The following is a 17,576-nucleotide window of genomic DNA, read 5'->3' as shown; positions in this document are numbered from 1 at the left end:
CACCGTTCACCCGAACAGGCCGTGCAGGAACCAGCGCGGCTCGGCCTCGCTCCCCGCCCGCTCCTTGAACACCCAGTAGCACGCGCCGGCCTCGTCCTGCGCGACGCAGTAATCGCGCGCAGCGAGCTGACCGTCGAACCACCCGGCCTCGATCCGCTCCACCGACGACATCATCCTCAGCGGCGTATGAAATACCGGCCGCTCCCCGCGCATCAACAGCGGCAGCGGCTCCGCCAGCAACCAGGCTGGCCTCGGCGGCACGGCGGGCGGCCCGGGAGCCGGCTTGCCGGCCTGCGCATCGAGCGGCAGCCAACGGTTCGCCGCCTCGGGCCGGTGATCGGCGACGGGCGCCGCGCGCAGCACGTTGTCCGCGCCGAGCCGCGCGACCAGCAGCTCGAACAGCCGCGCGCGCGTCTCGCGCGTGCCGCCCGGCTCGGGGAAAAGATCGTCGGCCGGCGGCGCGACCGATTCGACGCGCGTGGCCTTCAGACGCACCGCGATCACCGCGGCCGGCAACTCGACGCGCGCGAGCCGCTCGCCGAGCAGCCGCATGAAATGCGCCTCGTCACGCACGGGCGACGCGAACGCGAGCTCGAGCGGCGTCGGCGGCACGGCCTGGCGGCCGCGCTCGTGTTCGAGATCGAACGTCATCGCGGCCAGCGACAGGTGCCGCGCGGCCAGCCAGCCGCACAGCTGCACGACGAGCCGCCGCGCCACGAACAACACGGCTTCCGCGTATTCGACGCGCTCCTGCAATTCGAGCCGCACGTCGAATACGGGCGGCACCGCCATCCACGCAAGCGGCTCGACCGCGTCGCCATACGCACGATCGAGCGCAGCCAGCAACGCGGGACCGCAACGGCGCTGCAGCCCCGCGCGCGGCAGGCCGCGCAGATCGGCGAGCGTGCGGCAACCGAGGCCGTCGAACCAGCCTGCATACGGACGCGCATCGGGCAATAGCACACAGGGCAGCCGGTCGAGCACACGGACAAGCGAGGCCGAGCTCGCGACGCGGCGCCGGATGCGTGCACGGGCCGACACACGCGCGAGCAGCCACGCACCGCCCCCGGTCGGCGCGGCGGACAGGCGCGCCGCATAGCCGAGCGCCGCGAGCGTCGCACGTACCTGACGGCACAGCGACGGCAGCCCGCCGAACAAGCGCAGGCTCGGGCCGACGTCGACGAGCAGCGTGGCTTCGTCGCCGAGCGCGACGCACGGCGAGAAGCGCAGCAACGCGAGCGCGACCGCGCGCAGCGCATCGACCTCGCGCGCGGGGTCGCGTTCGACGAGCTGCGTGTGCGGTGCGAGCGTGAGCACGCCGCCGCGCTTCATGCCCGCGCGCACGCCCTGCCGGCGCGCGGCCGCGTCGGCGATCAGCACGACACCCTGCTCGAGTACCGCACTGCCTGCGCTGCCGGCCTCGCCCGCCTCGCCGTCAGACGGAAGCGCGACGCACACGTCGAGCGGCAGGCGCGGCAGATGGATGCCGAGCAAGACGCGCATAGCGGCTCTCCACGATGGGCGACGGCAGGTCGAGCACGAGCGGCTCGCTGCGGGCGGGGCCGCGCCGCTTGACGATGTCGAGCGACACGCCGCCCGGCACCGGATACAGCGCGACGCGCAGCACGGCCGGCGACGGTTGCCGCTCGGCCGACAGCGGGCGCAGCATCACGAACAGCGTGTCGCCCGTGCGCGCGGCCGCGAGATGCAGGCGCCGCAGCGCATCGGGCCGCGCGTCCTGCCACAGCAGCAGCGCGCCGCAACAACCGGTCTTGAGTGCCTGCTCGGCGGCCCACAACGCATCCGTGCGGCTGCCGGCGCGCAGCCACAGCAGCGCGTCGGCCGGCACGCCGAGACTGGCGAGCGCAGTCGCATGCGGCGACTGCGGCGGCGCGACGAGCGCGAGCGGGCGCCGGGCGCTGACGGTGTGCGCGAGCGCAGGCGCGAGCAGCCGCATCTCGCCGCAGCCCGGCTGCGCGGCCAGCAGTTCGACGAGCCCGCCGACCGGCCAGCCGCCGCCCGGCAGCTCGGCCGACAGCGGCGCGAAGCCGGTCTCGATCGTGCGCGGGCCGCCGCGCGCGAGCTGCGAGCCGCGCCACAGCGATGGATGAAGGGATTCGGGAGAAATGGAGGATGCGAGCATGATGCCACCCACAACTGTATGGATATACAGTATATGGCAATGCGTCCACGCCGCACAGTACTGGTACGAAACCGGTATTTCGTCAGATGAAAGACGGGTGAAAAGCCGGCAGGCCCACGCTATGACGGCGGGTCGCCCCGGCATCACCGGCTCGCACCGCCCGGACGGACGCCACACCCCTCGGGCGCCGATGCGGCGCATGCGAACCGAATCGCACAGCCGGGCCGAACGGAGCAGAGCCCGGCCCGGCCGGCCAACCGGCACGATGCGCACCCTGCACACCGCGCCGGCCCCGCCTGCCGCCCGTCAGCCGAGCAGCAATGCGTCGTCGTCGAGCTGCTCGTGCCGCACCTTCTCGAACATCTGCAGCAGGTCCGGCACGTCGAGCCCCTTGCGCGCGTCGCCCGACACGTCGAGCACGACCTGCCCCTGGTGCAGCATCACCGTGCGGTCCCCGTAGTCGAGCGCCTGCCGCATGCTGTGCGTGACCATCATCGTCGTCAGCTTGCTCTCGGCGACGATGCGCGCGGTCAGCTCCAGCACGAACGCGGCCGTCTTCGGGTCGAGCGCGGCCGTGTGCTCGTCGAGCAGCAGGATCCGCGACGGCCGCAGCGACGCCATCAACAGGCTCACCGCCTGCCGCTGGCCGCCCGACAGCAGCCCGATCCGGTCGGTCAACCGGTTCTCGAGGCCGAGGTTCAGCAGCCGCAGCTTGTCGCGGAACAGCTCGCGCGACGGCCGGTCGAGCGCGGCCCGGAAGCCGCGCCGCGCACCGCGCGCCATCGCGAGCGCCATGTTCTCCTCGATCGTCAGCGCCTCGCAGGTGCCGGCCATCGGATCCTGGAACACGCGCGCGACGAGGTGCGCGCGATCCCACGCGGCCTTGCGCGTCACATCGGTGCCGTCGATCGAGATGCGTCCCGCATCGACGGCCTGGTCGCCGCTGACCGCATTGAGGAAGGTCGACTTGCCGGCGCCGTTCGAGCCGATCACCGCGACGAACTGGCCGTCGGGAATCTCGAGCGACAGCCCGCGCAGCGCGCGCGTCTCGATCGGCGTGCCGGGATTGAACGTGAGTTTCAGGTCTTGTGCGGACAGCATGTCAGGCGCCTCCGTTCTTGCGCGCGAACAGCTTCTTGCGCGTCGCCGGCAGCACCAGCGCGATCGTGACGAGCGCCGCCGTCACGAGGTTCAGATCCTGCGCCTTCAGCCCGATGAATTCGCTGTTGAGCGCAAGCGCGATGAAGAAGCGATAGACGATCGCGCCGAGCACGACGGCGAGCGTCGTCAGCACGAGCCGGCGCGCCGGCAGCAGCGTCTCGCCGATGATCACCGCGGCCAGCCCGATCACGATCGTGCCGATCCCCATCGAGATATCCGCGCCGCCCTGCGTCTGCGCGAACAGGGCGCCTGCAAGCGCGACGAGCGCGTTCGACAGCGCCATCCCGGCGAGCGTCGCACGGCCGGTCGCGATGCCCTGCGCACGCGCCATCCGCGGGTTCGCGCCGGTCGCGCGCATCGCGAGGCCGAGCTGCGACGAGAAGAACCAGTCGAGGCCAAGCTTCGCGACCACGACGACGATCGCGAGCAGCGCCGGGCGCAGCACGTAGTCGGGCATCCAGTCCGGCTGCAGCACGGTGAAAATGGTCGGCTCGGTAATGAGCGGCACGTTCGGCCGGCCCATGATCCGCAGGTTCACCGAATAGAGCGCGATCATCATCAGGATACTGGCGAGCAGGTCCATGATCTTCAGGCGCACGTTGAGCCAGCCGGTGATGAAGCCTGCCACCGCGCCCGCGACGATCGCGATGCAGGTCGAGCTGAACGGGTCGTAGCCGGCCGAGATCAGCGTCGCGGCGACGGCGCCGCCGAGCGGAAAGCTGCCGTCGACGGTGAGGTCGGGGAAGTTGAGGATGCGAAACGAGATCAGCACCCCGAGGGCGACGAGGCTGAAGATCAGGCCGATCTCCAGCGCGCCCAGAAACGAGAACAGAGACATGATGGGGAAATCCTGTTGCTTCCCGGCCGGACGTGTACGGCCGGGCGAAGCGAACGGGCGGCCCCGGGTGGGAGCCGCCCGTCCGGCGGTGTCGTTCAGGCCCGGATCGGGCCCGCAAGCGCGGCGGTCGGGCCGCGGCTTACTTGATGACCGTCTTCGCGTCCTTGAGCAGATCCGGCGACAGCGTCACGCCCTGCTTCGCGGCCGCGCCCGTGTTCGCGAACAACTCGAGGTTGCTGCTCGTTTCCGATGCGATCGCGCCCGGCTTCTCACCCTTCAGGATGCGCGCGACGACCTTGCCCGTCTGGCGGCCGAGGTCGCCGTAGTTGATGCCGAGCGCCGCGATGCCGCCGCGCTTCACGCTGTCGGTGTCGCCGGCGACGAGCGGGATCTTCGCTTCGTTTGCGACCTTCACGAGCGCTTCGTACGCGGACACGACGTTGTTGTCGGTGTTCGTGTAGATCACGTCGACCTTGCCGATCAGGCTCTTCGCGGCCGGGCCGATGTCGACGGTGCGCGGCGCGGCCGCTTCCTTCAGCGTCATCCCCTGCTTCGCGAGGATCTCCTTGAGCTCCTTCACGACGACGACCGAGTTCGCCTCGCCCGGGTTGTAGACCATGCCGACCGTCTTCGCATTCGGCACGACGCGCTTGATCAGCGCGACCTGGCGATCGAGCGGCAGCTTGTCGGATACGCCCGTCACGTTGGTGCCCGACGCGCCCCAGCCCTTCACGAGCTGCGCGGCGACCGGATCGGTCACGCCCGAATAGACGACCGGCACGCTCTTCGTCGAGGCCACCACCGCCTGCGCGGCCGGCGTCGCGATCGCGACGATCACGTCGGGCTGGTCGCCGACGAACTTGCGCGCGATCTGTGCGGCCGTGCCCGTGTTGCCCTGCGCGCTCTGATATTCCCACTTGAGCTTGTCGTCGCCGTAACCTTCCGCCTTCAGCTCGGCGCGCACGCCGTCGCGGATCGCGTCGAGCGCCGGGTGGTCGACGATCGACAGCACCTTGACGGTCTGGGCGTGCGCGGCACCGGCCAGCGCGAGTGCGGCCACGCCGGCCGTGATCGAACGGATCGCGAAAGTCTTGAAACGCTTCATGGGTGTGTCTCCCCCGTATTGTGTCGGTTCTGGATGATGGATTCCCGCCGCCGTCGGGCGGGCGCCGCCATGCGTACGACGCGCTGGCGAACGGCCCGCGCACGCTCCGGGAAAGCGTGCAGCGGCGAACGCACGAGGATACCATTTCCGCAGACCACCGCCTGACTCCGCGCTTTCGTATCGCGCCCCGGATTGAAGCGCGCGCCGACGTGCGCGAACGCGCGTGAAGCCCGTCCGGCAGGGGTTCCGGCCGGCCCCGGCACAACGCGTCAGCCACGTGCGCGGCTTTACGTTATGCTGTCGGCCGACCCAGTCCACGCCATCGGAGGGCACATGAAACGGGGGAGCCGAGCCATCGCATGCGCGGCCGTCGCGCTGGCGCTGCCGGGTGCGGCATTCGCACTGACCGACGGCAGTGCGCAATACGACGACTGCATGCTCAATGCGCTGCGCGAAAGCCGCAACGGCGCGGCGGCGCAACTGATCCAGCGCTCGTGCGACGCGCTGTATCGCAACAACGCGATGCTGCTGCCGCGCGAGCGGCGTTTTCACGAGTGCGTCGTGCAGTCGCTGCCGGGCGTGCGCGACAACTATGCGATCCAGCAGATCATGTCGATCTGCTCGCGGCGCGGCGAGATGTGAGCCGGCGTTGAACGCGCCACACCGTGCGGCCGTCGTCGATCGGCCGCGCCAATGAAAAAGGCCTGCGCGATGCAGGCCTTTTCGTTCAGCGCTCCGGCGGGTGGGCGGCGTTCAGAACGACGCGACCATCGAGCCCTTGAACTGCTTCTTGATGAATTCCCGCACTTCCGGCGACTGGTATGCCTTGACCAGCTTCTTCACCCACGGCTGGTCCTTGTCCTTCGCGCGCACGGCGATCAGGTTCGCATACGGGCTCGTCAGCGATTCGAGCGCGATCGCGTCCTTGGTCGGCTGCAGGTTCGCGGCGAGCGCGTAGTTCGTGTTGATCACGGCCGCGTCGACGTCCGACAGCACGCGCGGCAGTTGCGCGGCGTCGAGTTCGGAGATCTTCAGCTTCTTCGGGTTGTCGGCGATGTCGAGCACCGTCGCGTTGTTGCCGCCCGTGCCGGCGCCCGCCTTCAGCTTGATCAGGCCTTGCGTCTGCAGCAGCAGCAGCGCGCGGTTCTCGTTCGACGGATCGTTCGGCACCGCGACCTTCGCGCCTTGCGGCAGGTCCTTCAGCGCCTTGAACTTCTTCGAGTACACGCCCATTGGCGAGATGTAGGTCAGGCCCGCGCTGACCAGCTTGTAGCCGCGCTGCTTCACCTGGCTGTCGAGGTAGGGCTGGTGCTGGAAGCTGTTGGCGTCGAGGTCGCCCGAGTCGAGCGCCGCGTTCGGCTGCACGTAGTCGTTGAACTCGATGACCTTCACGTTCAGGCCTTCCTTCTCCTTCGCGACCTTCTGCACGAGCTGCCACACTTCCGAATCCGGGCCGGCGACCGTGCCGACCTTGATCACCTTGTCTTCGGCGTGCGCGCCTGCCGACAGCGTCAGTGCCGCACCGGTGGCCAGCACGGAAAATACCTTCAGGAGACTGCGACGCTTCATCTGTTTCTCGCTTTCTTGCTTACTGGATGACTGAAAATGGGGCGCGATACGGGTATGCCCCGACTCGCAGGAAGGGGCAAATGGTGTCACAGGATCGGCGGGAAGTGAAATACATCCCGCTCATATGGGTATGCACCGCAGCGGTGCTGGCAGGGGTGTCGCGATTCGGCCGTTAGTTGCATTTGTGCGAGTCGCGCATCGGCCCGAGCGCGTTACGCCACCGCCGCCCGGTCGGCCTACTTCGTCTCGAATGCCGGCTCGCCCACCTGCCCGCCGACCCGGAACGCGCCGACCGTATCGCGCAGTCGCGCGGCCTGTTCCTGCAGCGACGCGGCGGCCGCGGCGGCCTCCTCGACGAGCGCCGCGTTCTGCTGCGTCACCTGGTCCATCTGCGTGACCGCGCGCCCGACCTGCGTGATGCCGCTCGCCTGCTCCTCGGACGCCGCCGCGATCTCGCCCATGATGTCGGTCACGCGTGCGACGGCCTGCAGGATCTCGCCCATCGTCGTGCCGGCCTGGCCGACCAGTGTCGACCCGTTGCGCACGCGCTCGACCGAATCGACGATCAGCTCGCGGATCTCCTTCGACGCCGTCGCGCTGCGCTGCGCGAGCGAGCGCACCTCGCCCGCGACCACCGCGAAGCCGCGGCCCTGCTCGCCGGCGCGTGCGGCTTCGACCGCCGCGTTCAGCGCGAGGATGTTGGTCTGGAACGCGATGCCTTCGATCACGCCGATGATGTCGGCGATCTTGCGCGAGCTGTCGTCGATCTGGCCCATCGTGCCGATCACGCGGTTCACGACGTCGCTCCCCATGCGCGCGATCTCCGATGCGCTGTTCGCGAGCCCGCTCGCCTGCCGCGCGTTGTCGGCGTTCTGCTTCACGGTCGCGGTCAGCTGCTCCATGCTCGCGGCGGTTTCTTCCAGCGACGCGGCCTGCTCCTCGGTGCGCTGCGACAGGTCGTCGTTGCCGGCCGAGATCTGGCGGCTCGCCGACGCGATCGATCCGGCCGACTGGCGAATTCCGCCGATCGTCGCCTGCAGCCGTGCCTGCATGTCGTGCATCGCGGCCATCATGCTCGTACGGTCGCCCGCGCGAACCGGCACCGGCTGCGTCAGGTCGCCCTGCGCGATGCGCGTCGCGAGCGCGGCCGCTTCGTCGGGCTCGCCGCCGAGGCTGCTGCGCACGTTGCGGATGATCACCAGCATCGCCGCGCTGATCACGAAGCCGATCACGAACACGACCGCGAGGTGGCCGAGCAGCGTCCGGTAATAGAGGGCGTCGATGTCCTTCAGGAACACGCCGCTCGAGATGTTCCAGTCCCACGGCGTAAATCGCGTGACGTAGCTGATCTTCGGCACGGCGGTCTCGCTGTGCGGCAGGCGCCCGCGATACTCGGCGAAGCCGCTGCCGGTTTCCTTCGCGGCGTTCAGGATCGCGACGAACAGCGGCTTGCCGTCCGGGTCGAGATAGTCGCCGACCTGCGTGTTGACGAGCTTCGGCAGCGTCGGATGCATCAGCACGACCGGCTTCGAGTCCATCACGAACACGTAGCCCGAATCGCCGTAGCGCATCGCGGCGAGGCTCGCGAGCGCGTCGCGCTTCGCATCGGCCTCCGGCAGCGTGCCGCTCTGAGCGAGTGCGTGATACGCCTGCACGATGCCGGCCGCCGAATCGACGAGATTCGCGATGCCGGCCTTGCGTTCGGCGAGCATCGTCGCGCGCGTCTCGTACGCGCTCCATGCGCCGACGCCCAGGAGACCGATCCATACCAGCGCAAGCGCGAGCCACAGCTTGCGGTTCAAACTCATTCTGCTCATCTGCGTGCCTCTGTCGATGTCGATGCGCACGCTGCGCGCGAACGGCCTGCCGCGCGCAAACGCTTGCTCATTCATTTACGGCACCGAGGCTTACAACTTGAATACGGCCGGCGCCGCGAACCGGCGATCGACAGGCCGCCCGCGCCCTGCGCCGCACCGCGGCCGCCGGCGCGACAGTCCGCATCTGCTGTGCTAAAAAGACCGGCTAGCCGGCACACGAAGAGCCGGCGCCATTCCGAGGGCCACCCATGTACGTCATCGACATTCACTACACCGCATCGCTCGAGCGCATCGACGACGCGCTCGAACGCCATCGCGCATTCCTGCAGCCGCAGTTCGACAAGGGCATCTTCATCGCAGCGGGGCCGAAGGTGCCGCGCGAAGGCGGCGTGATCCTCGCGGCCCGCATCGATCGCGACGAACTGGACGCGATCCTGAATACCGATCCGTTCGTCATCGAGGGGCTCGCCACGTATCGCGTGACGGAATTCCGGATCACGCGTGCCGCAACCGGCTTCAACGTGCCCGCGCTGCCGTAACGCGACCTCTGCACGACCTCTGCACGATACGCGCGCACGCCGACACGCCGCCCCCCGGGCGGCGTATGCAAACAACGAAGAGAGCGGGAAAACGTGACGGCGCGAGGCGGCCGTCACGTGATCGCCGGGCCGGGCGCCCGGCGGCTGCCGGTCAGTCGACCAACAGCTTCAGGTCGTGGACCCACGGGCCGGGGCCCTGGCCGTCGCGCACGAACAGGCGCAGCTTGCCGTCGCGGTCGAACACGTAGCTCGCGGCCGTATGATCCATCGTGTAGCTGCCGGGCGTCTTGCCGGGCACCTTCGCGTAGTACACGCGGAAATCCTTCGTGACCTTCTTCAGTGCCGCTTCGTCGGCGGGCCGCAGGCCGATGAACGACGGATCGAACGCGGGCACGTACTGGCCGAGCAACGCCGGCGTGTCACGCTCCGGATCGACGGTGACGAACAGCACCTGCACGCGCTTCGCGGCATCGGGCCCGAGCTGCTTCAGCGCTTCGGACAGCTCGGCCATCGTCGTCGGGCACACGTCCGGGCAGTGTGTATAGCCGAAGAACATCACGACGGCCTTACCCTTGAAATCGGCGAGCGTGCGTACCTTGCCGGCCGTATCGGGCAGCGAGAAGTCGCTGCCGAACTGCGTGTTGCCGGTGATGTCGAGATTCTGGAATTTCGGCGCGTTGTCGCATCCGGCGAGCAGCAGCGCTGCCGTGAATGCGCACGCGAGCATCCAGCCTTGGCGCGCGCGGCGCCCGAACCGTGATTGGAGCATTGCGTTCAAACCGTGCGGTTACACGCCGAGCAGCGGGCGTGCATAGTGATCGACGAGCAGCGCGGCGAACAGCAGCGACAGGTAGACGATCGAGTAGCGGAAGGCCTTGCGGGCGAGTTCGTCCGAGTAGTCGCGATGAATCTTCCACGCATACGCGAGGAACACCGCGCCGAGCAGCACCGCGCTCGTCAGGTAGACGGCCCCGCTCATCCCGGAGATGAACGGCATCAGCGTAACCGCGAACAGGATCACCGTGTACAGCAGGATGTGCAGCCGCGTGAACTTCTCGCCGTGCGTGACCGGCAGCATCGGCAGCCCCGCGTTCTCGTAATCCTTGCGGCGATACAGCGCGAGCACCCAGAAATGCGGCGGCGTCCACACGAAGATGATCAGCACGAGGATCCACGCGTCGCCCGGCACCGCGCCGGTGACCGCGGCCCAGCCGAGCGCCGGCGGCATCGCGCCCGACGCGCCGCCGATCACGATGTTCTGCGGCGTCATCGGCTTGAGCAGCAGCGTGTAGATCACCGCGTAGCCGACGAAGGTGGCGATCGTCAGCCACATCGTCAGCGGGTTCGTGAACGTATAGAGCGTCCATGCGCCGACACTGCCGAGCACGGCCGAGAAGATCAGGATCTGCGGGGGCGTGATCTCGCCGCGCGCGGACGGGCGCCACGCGGTGCGGCGCATCATCGCGTCGATCTTCTGTTCGACGAGGCAGTTGATCGCGAACGCGGCGCCGGCCAGCAGCCAGATGCCGACCGTACCGCCGATCAGCACGTGCCACGGCACCATGCCCGGCGTCGCGAGGAACATGCCGATCACCGCGCAGAACACCGCGAGCTGCGTGACACGCGGCTTCGTCAATGCCATGTACTGCGAAAACCGGCTACCGGGCGATTGGGAGAGGGTGCTTTGCATGGGGGCGGTCACGCCGGGGCGGCGTCGCGCGCAGGCTGCGCGACACGGCCGGGGCGGCTTGAAAGGATGCGAAAGTTTAACATGACGACGAGCAGCAGCAGGATCGCGGCCCCGCCGTTGTGCGCGACGGCGACCGGCAGCGGCCACTGCAGCACGACGTTGGTCAGGCCCGTCACGAACTGCAGCAGGACCACCACCAGCACGCCGTTCGCGGGGCGCCGCAGCGAATCGAAGCGGCGCATCTTCAGCGCGAACGCGACCAGGTACGCGACCACCACGAACGCGAACGTGCGGTGCGTCCAGTGGATCGCGACCAGCGCGTCCTGCGTGATCGCGTCGCCGTCCTTCGTCATCCCGAGCGCGCGCCACAGGTGGAAGCCGTGCTGGAAATCCATCGGCGGGATCCACTGGCCGTTGCAGGTCGGGAAGTCGGTGCACGCGAGCACCGCGTAGTTGGTGCTCACCCAGCCGCCGAGCGCGATCTGCACGACCAGCAGCACGAGCGCCGCGAGCGCGGCCGCGCAATAGCGGCCGGCTTCGGGGTCATGCGACGGCAGCGGCGTCTGCCGCGCCGCGAGCCAGCCGAGCGTGCCGAGCAGCGCGAGGCCGAGCAGCAGATGGATCGTGACGATCACCGGCTGCAGCTTCATCGTGACCGTCCACGCGCCAAACGCGCCCTGCACGAGGATCAGCAGCAGTAGGCTCGTCGGCCACCACGGCGACACGTGCAGAGGGCGGCGGCGCAGCCGCGCGGACCACGCGATCACGACCTGCGCGATGATCAGCACGCCGATCGCCATCGCGAAATAGCGGTGGATCATCTCGATCCACGCCTTCGACATGCTGACGGGGCCCGTCGGCATCGCCTGGTGCGCGGCCGTGATCGCGGCGTGCGCGATGAACGGCGACGACGTGCCGTAGCAGCCGGGCCAGTCCGGGCAGCCGAGCCCCGAATCGGTCAGCCGCGTGAAGCCGCCGAACATCACCAGGTCGAGCGTCAGGAAGGTGGTGATCCACACCAGCTTGCGAAACTTGTTGTCGTCGGCCTTCACCCACACGTACGACAGCGGCAGCAGCGCGATGCAGAAGCCGATCAGGCCGAGTTGCAGTAGATACGCCATCGGTTCAATGCCTCTCGTGTTGCGTTAGCCGATGCTCGACCACTTCAGCAGCTTCGTCACGTCCGCCTTGATCTTGCCGGGGTTCGGATCCTTCGGGAAACGCATCATCAGGTTGCCGTTCGGGTCGACCATGTAGAGGTGGTCGCTGTCCTTCGTGCCGGCGTCGGCCGGCAGCCACGCGGCCACCGCGGCCGGATCGGCGACGAGCCGGCGCGTGTCGGGGTACGCGTCCAGCACCTTCTGCGGCATCGCGCCCGCATCGCTGCGCAGCCAGACCATCGTGAGCCGGTGCCGCTCGCCCGCCTGCGTGACGCGGATCTGGCGCATGAAATAGAGCTTCTTCGCGCAGGCCTCGTCGCACGCGCTGCGGTCGGTCATCACGAACAGCCACACGCCGCGCAGCGACGACAGCGGCACGGTCTTGCCGGTTTCGTCGGTTACCTGCAGATCCGCGGGGATCGGGCGCTGCGGCTCGATCAGCGTGCCGTAGTTGGTCGAGCCGCCCTTCGGCTTGATCACGTAATAGGTGAAGTACGACGCGATCATCGGCGCGGCGCACACGAGACCCAGCAGCACGAGCATCCAGCGGCCGCGCTTGCGGGCCGCCGGCGACATCGGCGCAGCGGCCGAACCTTGACGGGGAGATTGCATGGACAAATCAGACCTCTCGAAACGAACCCGCGGCGCGAGCGCCGCGTCCTGGCATGGCGCTCACGCGCCGGCCGACTTCTTCGCCGCACGCCGCGCGGCGTACAGGCCGAAGCCGAGCGCGGCCGCCGCCATCGCCCACCACTGAAACATGTAACCGTAATTGCGCTCGACGCCGGTCGTCGCCGCCGGCCAGTCGCGCACGAGCTTGTCGCCGTCGTCGCTCGTCTGCTGGATCACGAACGGCTGCAGCGGCAGCCCCGTTTCCTTCGCATACGCGGCGACGTCCAGGTTCTGCCGGATCTTCTGGTGCGCCGCCGACCCGCCTTCGCCGAGCTCGAACGCTCGCGACGCGTCGGCGCGCGCGATGCCCACGATCTCGACGACGCCCGCGGGCGTCGCGAACGGCTCGATCGCCGTGCGATCGGCGATATTGCGCGGCAGCCAGCCGCGGTTCACGAGCACGACGCCGCCGCCCGTGAGTTTAAACGGCATCACGACGTAAAAACCCGGCTGGTCGTTATACGGCCGATTGTCGAGGAACACGGCCTGCTCGGGCAGGAACCGGCCCGTCGCACGCACGCGATGGAACTCGATCGACGCGAGCGGCATCGGCTGCGCGCCGATGTCGACGGGCGCCGCCTGCTCGTAGCGCGCGATGCTCGCCTGCAGCGCTTCCTTCTGGTGCGCGCGGTCGCGCTGCCAGAAACCGAGACGGATCGTGACCGCGACGACGACGAGGATCAGCAACGCGGGCAGCCAGCGGATCTTCATCATGCGGCCCGCCCGGCACCTGCCGACAGGCGAAGTGCGATAATTATCCTCTTCCTTTCGAATTGCCGTCGTCCGGTTCGTGTCATGCACATACTCGTTCCCATCGCCTTCGTCCTCATCATTGCCAGCATGGGCTCGGCGCTCTACTTCATGATGCACGACCGCGGCCACACGAAACGCATGGTCTGGTCGCTCGCCACCCGCGTCGGGCTGTCGGTGTCGCTGTTCCTGCTCATCCTGATCGCGAACGGGATGGGCTGGATCCATTCGACCGGCCTGCCGATCGGGCGTTGATCGATTCGCCGCCGCGGCCGCCGTGGCATTTCGCCGCACGGCCACGGCACCAAGCAAAAGCGCCGCCTGACTGAGTCGCGGCGGCGCCCGGGTGGTGAAGGCCGGCAGTCACGCTGCCCGGCCGACCCAATGAAAACGGCCCGCGCATTGCTGCGCGGGCCGTTGTTCCATTTACAGCCAGTAGACGACGACGTACAGGCCGAGCCAGACGACGTCGACGAAGTGCCAGTACCACGCGGCGCCTTCGAATGCGAAGTGGTGATCGGGCTTGAAGTGGCCGCGGATCATCCGCACCAGCACCACCGCGAGCATCGTGCCGCCGAGGAACACGTGGAAGCCGTGGAAGCCGGTCAGCAGGAAGAACGTCGAACCATACACGCCCGAGTTCAGCGTCAGGTTCAGTTCGTTGTACGCGTGGTAGTACTCGAAGCCTTGCAGGAACAGGAAGCAGATACCGAACGCGAGCGTCGCGGCCAGCCAGGCGATCGCCTTCTTGCGATGATCGTCACGCAGTGCGTGGTGCGAGATCGTCAGCGTCACGCCCGACGACAGCAGGAATGCGGTATTCAGCGTCGGGATCGGCCACGGGCCCATCGTCTTGAAGTGACCGGCGAGCGCGGCGGGGCCTTCGTTCGGCCACACGGCGGAGAAATCCGGCCAGATCAGCTTGTAGTCAAGGCTGCCGAGCTGATGCAGCGCGATTTCACGTGCATAGAACAGCGCGCCGAAGAACGCGCCGAAGAACATGACTTCCGAGAAGATGAACCAGCTCATGCTCCAGCGGTACGACTTGTCGACATTCTTGCCGTAATGACCGCCTTCCGATTCGGCGATCGCGTCGCCGAACCAGTGATACAGCGTGAAGAGCAACCACAGCAGGCCGAGCAGCGCCGTAAACGGCGCCCAGTCGTGACCGTTGATCCACAGCGCCGCCGATCCGAGCATGACCAGCAGGCCGATGGCCGCACTGATCGGATGGTGCGACGGATGCGGCACGAAATAGTACGGGGTCTGGTTTTGACCGCTCATGCTTGATTCTCCACTTCTGTCCAATTTGTGTACCGGAAACCGCTCCGGCTTTATTTCTTGCGCGGCGTGACCACCACCGCTCCTTCCTGCACGCGGCGCCGTGGCGCCACGCACTGCATTCTTCCTTCGTGGCCGCGGGCTTCAGCCCACGACGGCACGCACGACCAGGATCAGCACGCCGATGAACAAACCGGCTGCCAACAACGCGACGATCAGCACGTGCAGCGGATTCAGCTGCGTCGCATCGGCCTCCAGGTCGCGCCGCTTGCGCACCCCGAAGAACGACCACAACACCGCTTTCAGCGCCTGGCCGAACGATCCGCCCCGCTTGCCCTCCGTCATCGCCCCCGCCTCCGTCGTCATGCGTCCGGCTTCGCCGCGCCCTGCGCCGCGGTCTTGCCCGGCGCCGGCGCCGGCGTGGCCGGCGTATTCAGCTCGAAGAACGTGTACGACAGCGTGATCGTCTTCACGTCCTTCGGCAGTTTCGGATCGATCACGAACACCACCGGCATCTTGCGCGACTCGTTCGCGGCCAGCGTCTGCTGCGTAAAGCAAAAGCACTCGATCTTCTTGAAGAACTCCGTCGCCTGCTTCGGCGCGTAGCTCGGAATCGCCTGCGCAACGACCGGCCGGCCCTGCCCGTTCGTCACGTCGTACACGATCGTCATCAGCTCGCCCGGATGCACGTCGAGACTGTTGTGCTCCGGCTTGAAACCGAGCGGGCCGCGCGCGTTCGCATCGAACTCGACCGACACCGTGCGGCTATAGTCGACCTGCGAGTTCTTCACCTCGCGCTCGCTGACATCGCGCTGCACCAGGTTGTTGATGCCGGTGATCTGGCAGATCGCCCGATACATCGGGATCAGCGCGAAGCCGAAACCGAACATCAGCCCGGCCACGACGAAGAGCTTCACCAGCATCGAACGATTGAACGCGCGATCGACGGCGCCCTCTTCCGGCTTCGACATACGACAACTTCCTCGCTACTGCGTCTGTTGCTGCATCAGTGAGTGGACAGCCACCACTGCTTGATCACGACACCCACAAAAAAAACGGCGGCGATGACGAGCAGGATGAGGCCGAGCCGCTTGTTGCCCGCGCGGATCTGCTCGGGCGTTCGTCTTTCTTGTGGATTCCGGTTCATCTGACACTTCGGTTCGGCGCCCGCCGCGCCTGCCTGCGCGGCAGGCAGCGGCGGAACGCACTGTGAAACTTACTCGACGTGCGGCGGTTGCTCGAACGTGTGGAAGGGAGCCGGGCTCGGCACCGTCCACTCGAGGCCTTCCGCGCCATCCCACGGCTTGTCCGACGCCTTTTCCAGCTCGCCGCCGCCACGGTAGGCCGGCAGCGCAACGGCGAACAGGAAGTACACCTGCGCGAGGCCGAAGCCGAATGCGCCGATCGTCGCCACCTGGTTGAAGTCCGTGAACTGCGCCGGGTAGTCCGCGTAGCGACGCGGCATGCCTGCGAGACCGACGAAGTGCATCGGGAAGAACGTCAGGTTGAAGAAGATCATCGACGCCCAGAAGTGGATCTTGCCGCGCGTCTCGTTGTACATCCAGCCCGTCCACTTCGGCGCCCAGTAGTACCAGCCCGAGAACAGCGCGAACAATGAGCCGGCCACCAGCACGTAGTGGAAGTGCGCCACCACGAAGTAGGTACCGTGATACTGGATGTCGAGCGGCGCCATCGCGAGCATCAGGCCCGTGAGACCGCCGAACGTGAACACGAACAGGAAGCCGATCGCGAACAGCATCGGGGTTTCGAACGTCATCGAGCCGCGCCACATCGTCGCGAGCCAGTTGAACACCTTCACGCCCGTCGGCACCGCGATCAGCATCGTCGCGTACATGAAGAACAGCTGGCCGGTGACCGGCATGCCCGTTGCGAACATGTGGTGCGCCCAGACCATGAACGACAGGATTGCGATCGAAGCCGTCGCGTACACCATCGAGCTATAGCCGAACAGCGTCTTGCGTGCGAACGCCGGGATCACCTGCGACACGATCCCGAACGCCGGCAGAATCATGATGTACACCTCGGGGTGGCCGAAGAACCAGAAGATGTGCTGGTACATCACCGGGTCGCCGCCGCCTGCCGCGTTGAAGAACGACGTGCCGAAGTGGCGGTCGAACAGCACCATCGTGATCGCGCCTGCCAGAACCGGCATCACCGCGATCAGCAGGTACGCCGTGATCAGCCACGTCCATGCGAACATCGGCATCTTCATCAGCGTCATGCCCGGTGCGCGCATGTTCAGGATCGTCACGACGATGTTGATCCCGCCCATGATCGACGAGGCGCCCATGATGTGGACCGCGAAGATGGCGAAGTCCATGCCCGGACCCATCTGCGTCGACAGCGGCGCGTACAGCGTCCAGCCGGCGGCCGTCGCGCCGCCCGGCGCGAAGAACGAACCGACCAGCAGCACGGCCGCGACCGGCAGCAGCCAGAAGCTGAAGTTGTTCATCCGCGCGAACGCCATGTCGGACGCGCCGATCTGCAGCGGAATCATCCAGTTCGCGAAGCCGACGAACGCCGGCATGATCGCGCCGAACACCATGATCAGGCCGTGCATCGTCGTGAGTTCGTTGAAGAACTCCGGACGCATGATCTGCAGGCCCGGTTCGAACAGCTCGGCCCGGATGGCGAGCGCCATCACGCCGCCCGACAGGAACATGATGAACGAGAACAACAGGTACAGCGTACCGATGTCCTTGTGGTTGGTGGCGAACAGCCAGCGCCGCCAGCCGTGCGGCATTTCGTGCGCGTGGTCGTCGTGCGCGTGGTCCGCGGCTACGTCGTGCCCGATGCTAGACATGAGAATCTCCTAATGCGAATACGTCGA

Annotated in this window: 20 protein-coding genes; 3 read left to right on the top strand and 17 right to left on the bottom strand. The window is 67.5% G+C overall.

Features of this window, described 5'->3' with window-relative positions; all coding sequences use genetic code 11:
- Positions 1 to 6 precede the first annotated feature (6 nt).
- The 5 genes from LGM56_RS21945 to LGM56_RS21925 all read right to left on the bottom strand — a co-directional run bounded on the left by LGM56_RS21945 (position 7) and on the right by LGM56_RS21925 (position 5,247).
- Positions 7 to 1,503, bottom strand: coding sequence for a Y-family DNA polymerase (locus LGM56_RS21945; RefSeq protein WP_226206770.1), 1,497 nt, complete (start codon positions 1,501 to 1,503; stop codon positions 7 to 9).
- The gene (gene imuA, locus LGM56_RS21940) at positions 1,436 to 2,143 is read right to left on the bottom strand and encodes a translesion DNA synthesis-associated protein ImuA (protein WP_089461670.1); all 708 of its coding nucleotides are present in this window, start codon (positions 2,141 to 2,143) and stop codon (positions 1,436 to 1,438) included. The genes LGM56_RS21945 and imuA overlap by 68 nt, the downstream gene beginning before the upstream one ends.
- Before the next feature lie 306 nt (positions 2,144 to 2,449).
- The gene (locus LGM56_RS21935) at positions 2,450 to 3,244 is read right to left on the bottom strand and encodes an ABC transporter ATP-binding protein (protein ID WP_011353261.1); all 795 of its coding nucleotides are present in this window, start codon (positions 3,242 to 3,244) and stop codon (positions 2,450 to 2,452) included.
- Between the two features lies 1 nt (position 3,245).
- Entirely contained in the window at positions 3,246 to 4,142 is an 897-nt protein-coding gene (locus LGM56_RS21930) for an ABC transporter permease (RefSeq protein WP_039346181.1), read from the bottom strand.
- 139 nt (positions 4,143 to 4,281) lie between these two features.
- Positions 4,282 to 5,247 carry an ABC transporter substrate-binding protein gene (locus LGM56_RS21925; protein WP_226206769.1) on the bottom strand — a complete coding sequence of 322 codons (966 nt, stop codon included), beginning with the start codon at positions 5,245 to 5,247 and terminating at the stop codon, positions 4,282 to 4,284.
- 333 nt (positions 5,248 to 5,580) lie between these two features.
- Here LGM56_RS21925 and LGM56_RS21920 point away from each other — a divergent pair, with 333 nt between their 5' ends.
- The gene (locus tag LGM56_RS21920) at positions 5,581 to 5,889 is read left to right on the top strand and encodes a VF_A0006 family four-cysteine protein (RefSeq protein WP_226206768.1); all 309 of its coding nucleotides are present in this window, start codon (positions 5,581 to 5,583) and stop codon (positions 5,887 to 5,889) included.
- 111 nt (positions 5,890 to 6,000) lie between these two features.
- On the opposite strand, the gene LGM56_RS21915 is transcribed toward LGM56_RS21920, so the two are convergent.
- A complete protein-coding gene (locus tag LGM56_RS21915; RefSeq protein ID WP_226206767.1) occupies positions 6,001 to 6,816 on the bottom strand; it encodes a MetQ/NlpA family ABC transporter substrate-binding protein in 816 nt (271 codons plus the stop codon).
- A 236-nt stretch (positions 6,817 to 7,052) separates the two neighbouring features.
- Positions 7,053 to 8,633, bottom strand: coding sequence for a methyl-accepting chemotaxis protein (locus LGM56_RS21910; protein WP_226206766.1), 1,581 nt, complete (start codon positions 8,631 to 8,633; stop codon positions 7,053 to 7,055).
- A 248-nt stretch (positions 8,634 to 8,881) separates the two neighbouring features.
- On the opposite strand from LGM56_RS21910, the gene LGM56_RS21905 reads away from it, so the two are divergent.
- Positions 8,882 to 9,172 (top strand): YciI family protein, encoded by a 291-nt coding sequence (locus LGM56_RS21905; RefSeq protein WP_089441070.1) that lies wholly within the window; start codon positions 8,882 to 8,884, stop codon positions 9,170 to 9,172.
- A 151-nt stretch (positions 9,173 to 9,323) separates the two neighbouring features.
- On the opposite strand, the gene LGM56_RS21900 is transcribed toward LGM56_RS21905, so the two are convergent.
- From LGM56_RS21900 to LGM56_RS21880, 5 genes are read right to left on the bottom strand one after another with little or no spacing between them, the layout of a single operon-like run.
- Positions 9,324 to 9,941, bottom strand: coding sequence for an SCO family protein (locus LGM56_RS21900; protein WP_043187233.1), 618 nt, complete (start codon positions 9,939 to 9,941; stop codon positions 9,324 to 9,326).
- Between the two features lie 18 nt (positions 9,942 to 9,959).
- Entirely contained in the window at positions 9,960 to 10,862 is a 903-nt protein-coding gene (gene cyoE, locus LGM56_RS21895) for a heme o synthase (protein ID WP_089441071.1), read from the bottom strand.
- Positions 10,863 to 10,870: 8 nt separating this feature from the next.
- The gene (locus LGM56_RS21890) at positions 10,871 to 11,983 is read right to left on the bottom strand and encodes a COX15/CtaA family protein (RefSeq protein WP_226206765.1); all 1,113 of its coding nucleotides are present in this window, start codon (positions 11,981 to 11,983) and stop codon (positions 10,871 to 10,873) included.
- A gap of 24 nt (positions 11,984 to 12,007) precedes the next feature.
- Complete coding sequence (locus tag LGM56_RS21885) at positions 12,008 to 12,634, bottom strand: SCO family protein (protein ID WP_089431714.1); 627 nt, start codon at positions 12,632 to 12,634, stop codon at positions 12,008 to 12,010.
- 60 nt (positions 12,635 to 12,694) lie between these two features.
- Positions 12,695 to 13,405, bottom strand: coding sequence for an SURF1 family protein (locus tag LGM56_RS21880; RefSeq protein WP_226206858.1), 711 nt, complete (start codon positions 13,403 to 13,405; stop codon positions 12,695 to 12,697).
- An 84-nt stretch (positions 13,406 to 13,489) separates the two neighbouring features.
- Between LGM56_RS21880 and LGM56_RS21875 the strand changes: the two genes are divergently transcribed.
- Complete coding sequence (locus LGM56_RS21875; RefSeq protein ID WP_043187227.1) at positions 13,490 to 13,699, top strand: twin transmembrane helix small protein; 210 nt, start codon at positions 13,490 to 13,492, stop codon at positions 13,697 to 13,699.
- Positions 13,700 to 13,870: 171 nt separating this feature from the next.
- Here the strand turns inward: LGM56_RS21875 and LGM56_RS21870 are convergent, their stop codons facing one another.
- The 5 genes from LGM56_RS21870 to ctaD form a co-directional block, all read right to left on the bottom strand.
- Complete coding sequence (locus LGM56_RS21870; RefSeq protein ID WP_059233128.1) at positions 13,871 to 14,728, bottom strand: cytochrome c oxidase subunit 3; 858 nt, start codon at positions 14,726 to 14,728, stop codon at positions 13,871 to 13,873.
- 141 nt (positions 14,729 to 14,869) lie between these two features.
- Positions 14,870 to 15,070: a DUF2970 domain-containing protein gene (locus LGM56_RS21865; protein WP_089426387.1), complete on the bottom strand. Its 201-nt coding sequence runs from the start codon at positions 15,068 to 15,070 to the stop codon at positions 14,870 to 14,872.
- A 17-nt stretch (positions 15,071 to 15,087) separates the two neighbouring features.
- Positions 15,088 to 15,696 carry a cytochrome c oxidase assembly protein gene (locus LGM56_RS21860; protein WP_089426388.1) on the bottom strand — a complete coding sequence of 203 codons (609 nt, stop codon included), beginning with the start codon at positions 15,694 to 15,696 and terminating at the stop codon, positions 15,088 to 15,090.
- 35 nt (positions 15,697 to 15,731) lie between these two features.
- Positions 15,732 to 15,872 carry a cytochrome oxidase small assembly protein gene (locus tag LGM56_RS21855; RefSeq protein WP_006760728.1) on the bottom strand — a complete coding sequence of 47 codons (141 nt, stop codon included), beginning with the start codon at positions 15,870 to 15,872 and terminating at the stop codon, positions 15,732 to 15,734.
- A gap of 69 nt (positions 15,873 to 15,941) precedes the next feature.
- A complete protein-coding gene (gene ctaD / locus LGM56_RS21850; RefSeq protein WP_069248929.1) occupies positions 15,942 to 17,549 on the bottom strand; it encodes a cytochrome c oxidase subunit I in 1,608 nt (535 codons plus the stop codon).
- Between the last annotated feature and the right edge of the window lie 27 nt (positions 17,550 to 17,576).

This window comes from Burkholderia sp. AU38729 (assembly GCF_020419725.1).
Taxonomy (GTDB): Bacteria; Pseudomonadota; Gammaproteobacteria; order Burkholderiales; family Burkholderiaceae; genus Burkholderia.
The sequence above is the reverse complement of the archived record's forward strand: the minus strand, read 5'-3'. Positions and strand labels throughout refer to the sequence as shown.

Coding starts and splice junctions, on each gene's coding strand:
- LGM56_RS21880 (WP_226206858.1), bottom strand. CDS start 13,405: ATGAAGATCCGCTGGCTGCCCGCGTTGCTGATCCTCGTCGTCGTCGCG.
- LGM56_RS21875 (WP_043187227.1), top strand. CDS start 13,490: ATGCACATACTCGTTCCCATCGCCTTCGTCCTCATCATTGCCAGCATG.
- LGM56_RS21890 (WP_226206765.1), bottom strand. CDS start 11,983: ATGGCGTATCTACTGCAACTCGGCCTGATCGGCTTCTGCATCGCGCTG.
- LGM56_RS21920 (WP_226206768.1), top strand. CDS start 5,581: ATGAAACGGGGGAGCCGAGCCATCGCATGCGCGGCCGTCGCGCTGGCG.
- LGM56_RS21900 (WP_043187233.1), bottom strand. CDS start 9,941: ATGCTCCAATCACGGTTCGGGCGCCGCGCGCGCCAAGGCTGGATGCTC.
- LGM56_RS21855 (WP_006760728.1), bottom strand. CDS start 15,872: ATGAACCGGAATCCACAAGAAAGACGAACGCCCGAGCAGATCCGCGCG.
- LGM56_RS21915 (WP_226206767.1), bottom strand. CDS start 6,816: ATGAAGCGTCGCAGTCTCCTGAAGGTATTTTCCGTGCTGGCCACCGGT.
- LGM56_RS21910 (WP_226206766.1), bottom strand. CDS start 8,633: ATGAGCAGAATGAGTTTGAACCGCAAGCTGTGGCTCGCGCTTGCGCTG.
- LGM56_RS21945 (WP_226206770.1), bottom strand. CDS start 1,503: ATGCGCGTCTTGCTCGGCATCCATCTGCCGCGCCTGCCGCTCGACGTG.
- LGM56_RS21930 (WP_039346181.1), bottom strand. CDS start 4,142: ATGTCTCTGTTCTCGTTTCTGGGCGCGCTGGAGATCGGCCTGATCTTC.
- imuA (WP_089461670.1), bottom strand. CDS start 2,143: ATGCTCGCATCCTCCATTTCTCCCGAATCCCTTCATCCATCGCTGTGG.
- LGM56_RS21925 (WP_226206769.1), bottom strand. CDS start 5,247: ATGAAGCGTTTCAAGACTTTCGCGATCCGTTCGATCACGGCCGGCGTG.
- LGM56_RS21885 (WP_089431714.1), bottom strand. CDS start 12,634: ATGCAATCTCCCCGTCAAGGTTCGGCCGCTGCGCCGATGTCGCCGGCG.
- LGM56_RS21935 (WP_011353261.1), bottom strand. CDS start 3,244: ATGCTGTCCGCACAAGACCTGAAACTCACGTTCAATCCCGGCACGCCG.
- LGM56_RS21860 (WP_089426388.1), bottom strand. CDS start 15,696: ATGTCGAAGCCGGAAGAGGGCGCCGTCGATCGCGCGTTCAATCGTTCG.
- cyoE (WP_089441071.1), bottom strand. CDS start 10,862: ATGCAAAGCACCCTCTCCCAATCGCCCGGTAGCCGGTTTTCGCAGTAC.
- LGM56_RS21870 (WP_059233128.1), bottom strand. CDS start 14,728: ATGAGCGGTCAAAACCAGACCCCGTACTATTTCGTGCCGCATCCGTCG.
- LGM56_RS21865 (WP_089426387.1), bottom strand. CDS start 15,070: ATGACGGAGGGCAAGCGGGGCGGATCGTTCGGCCAGGCGCTGAAAGCG.
- LGM56_RS21905 (WP_089441070.1), top strand. CDS start 8,882: ATGTACGTCATCGACATTCACTACACCGCATCGCTCGAGCGCATCGAC.
- ctaD (WP_069248929.1), bottom strand. CDS start 17,549: ATGTCTAGCATCGGGCACGACGTAGCCGCGGACCACGCGCACGACGAC.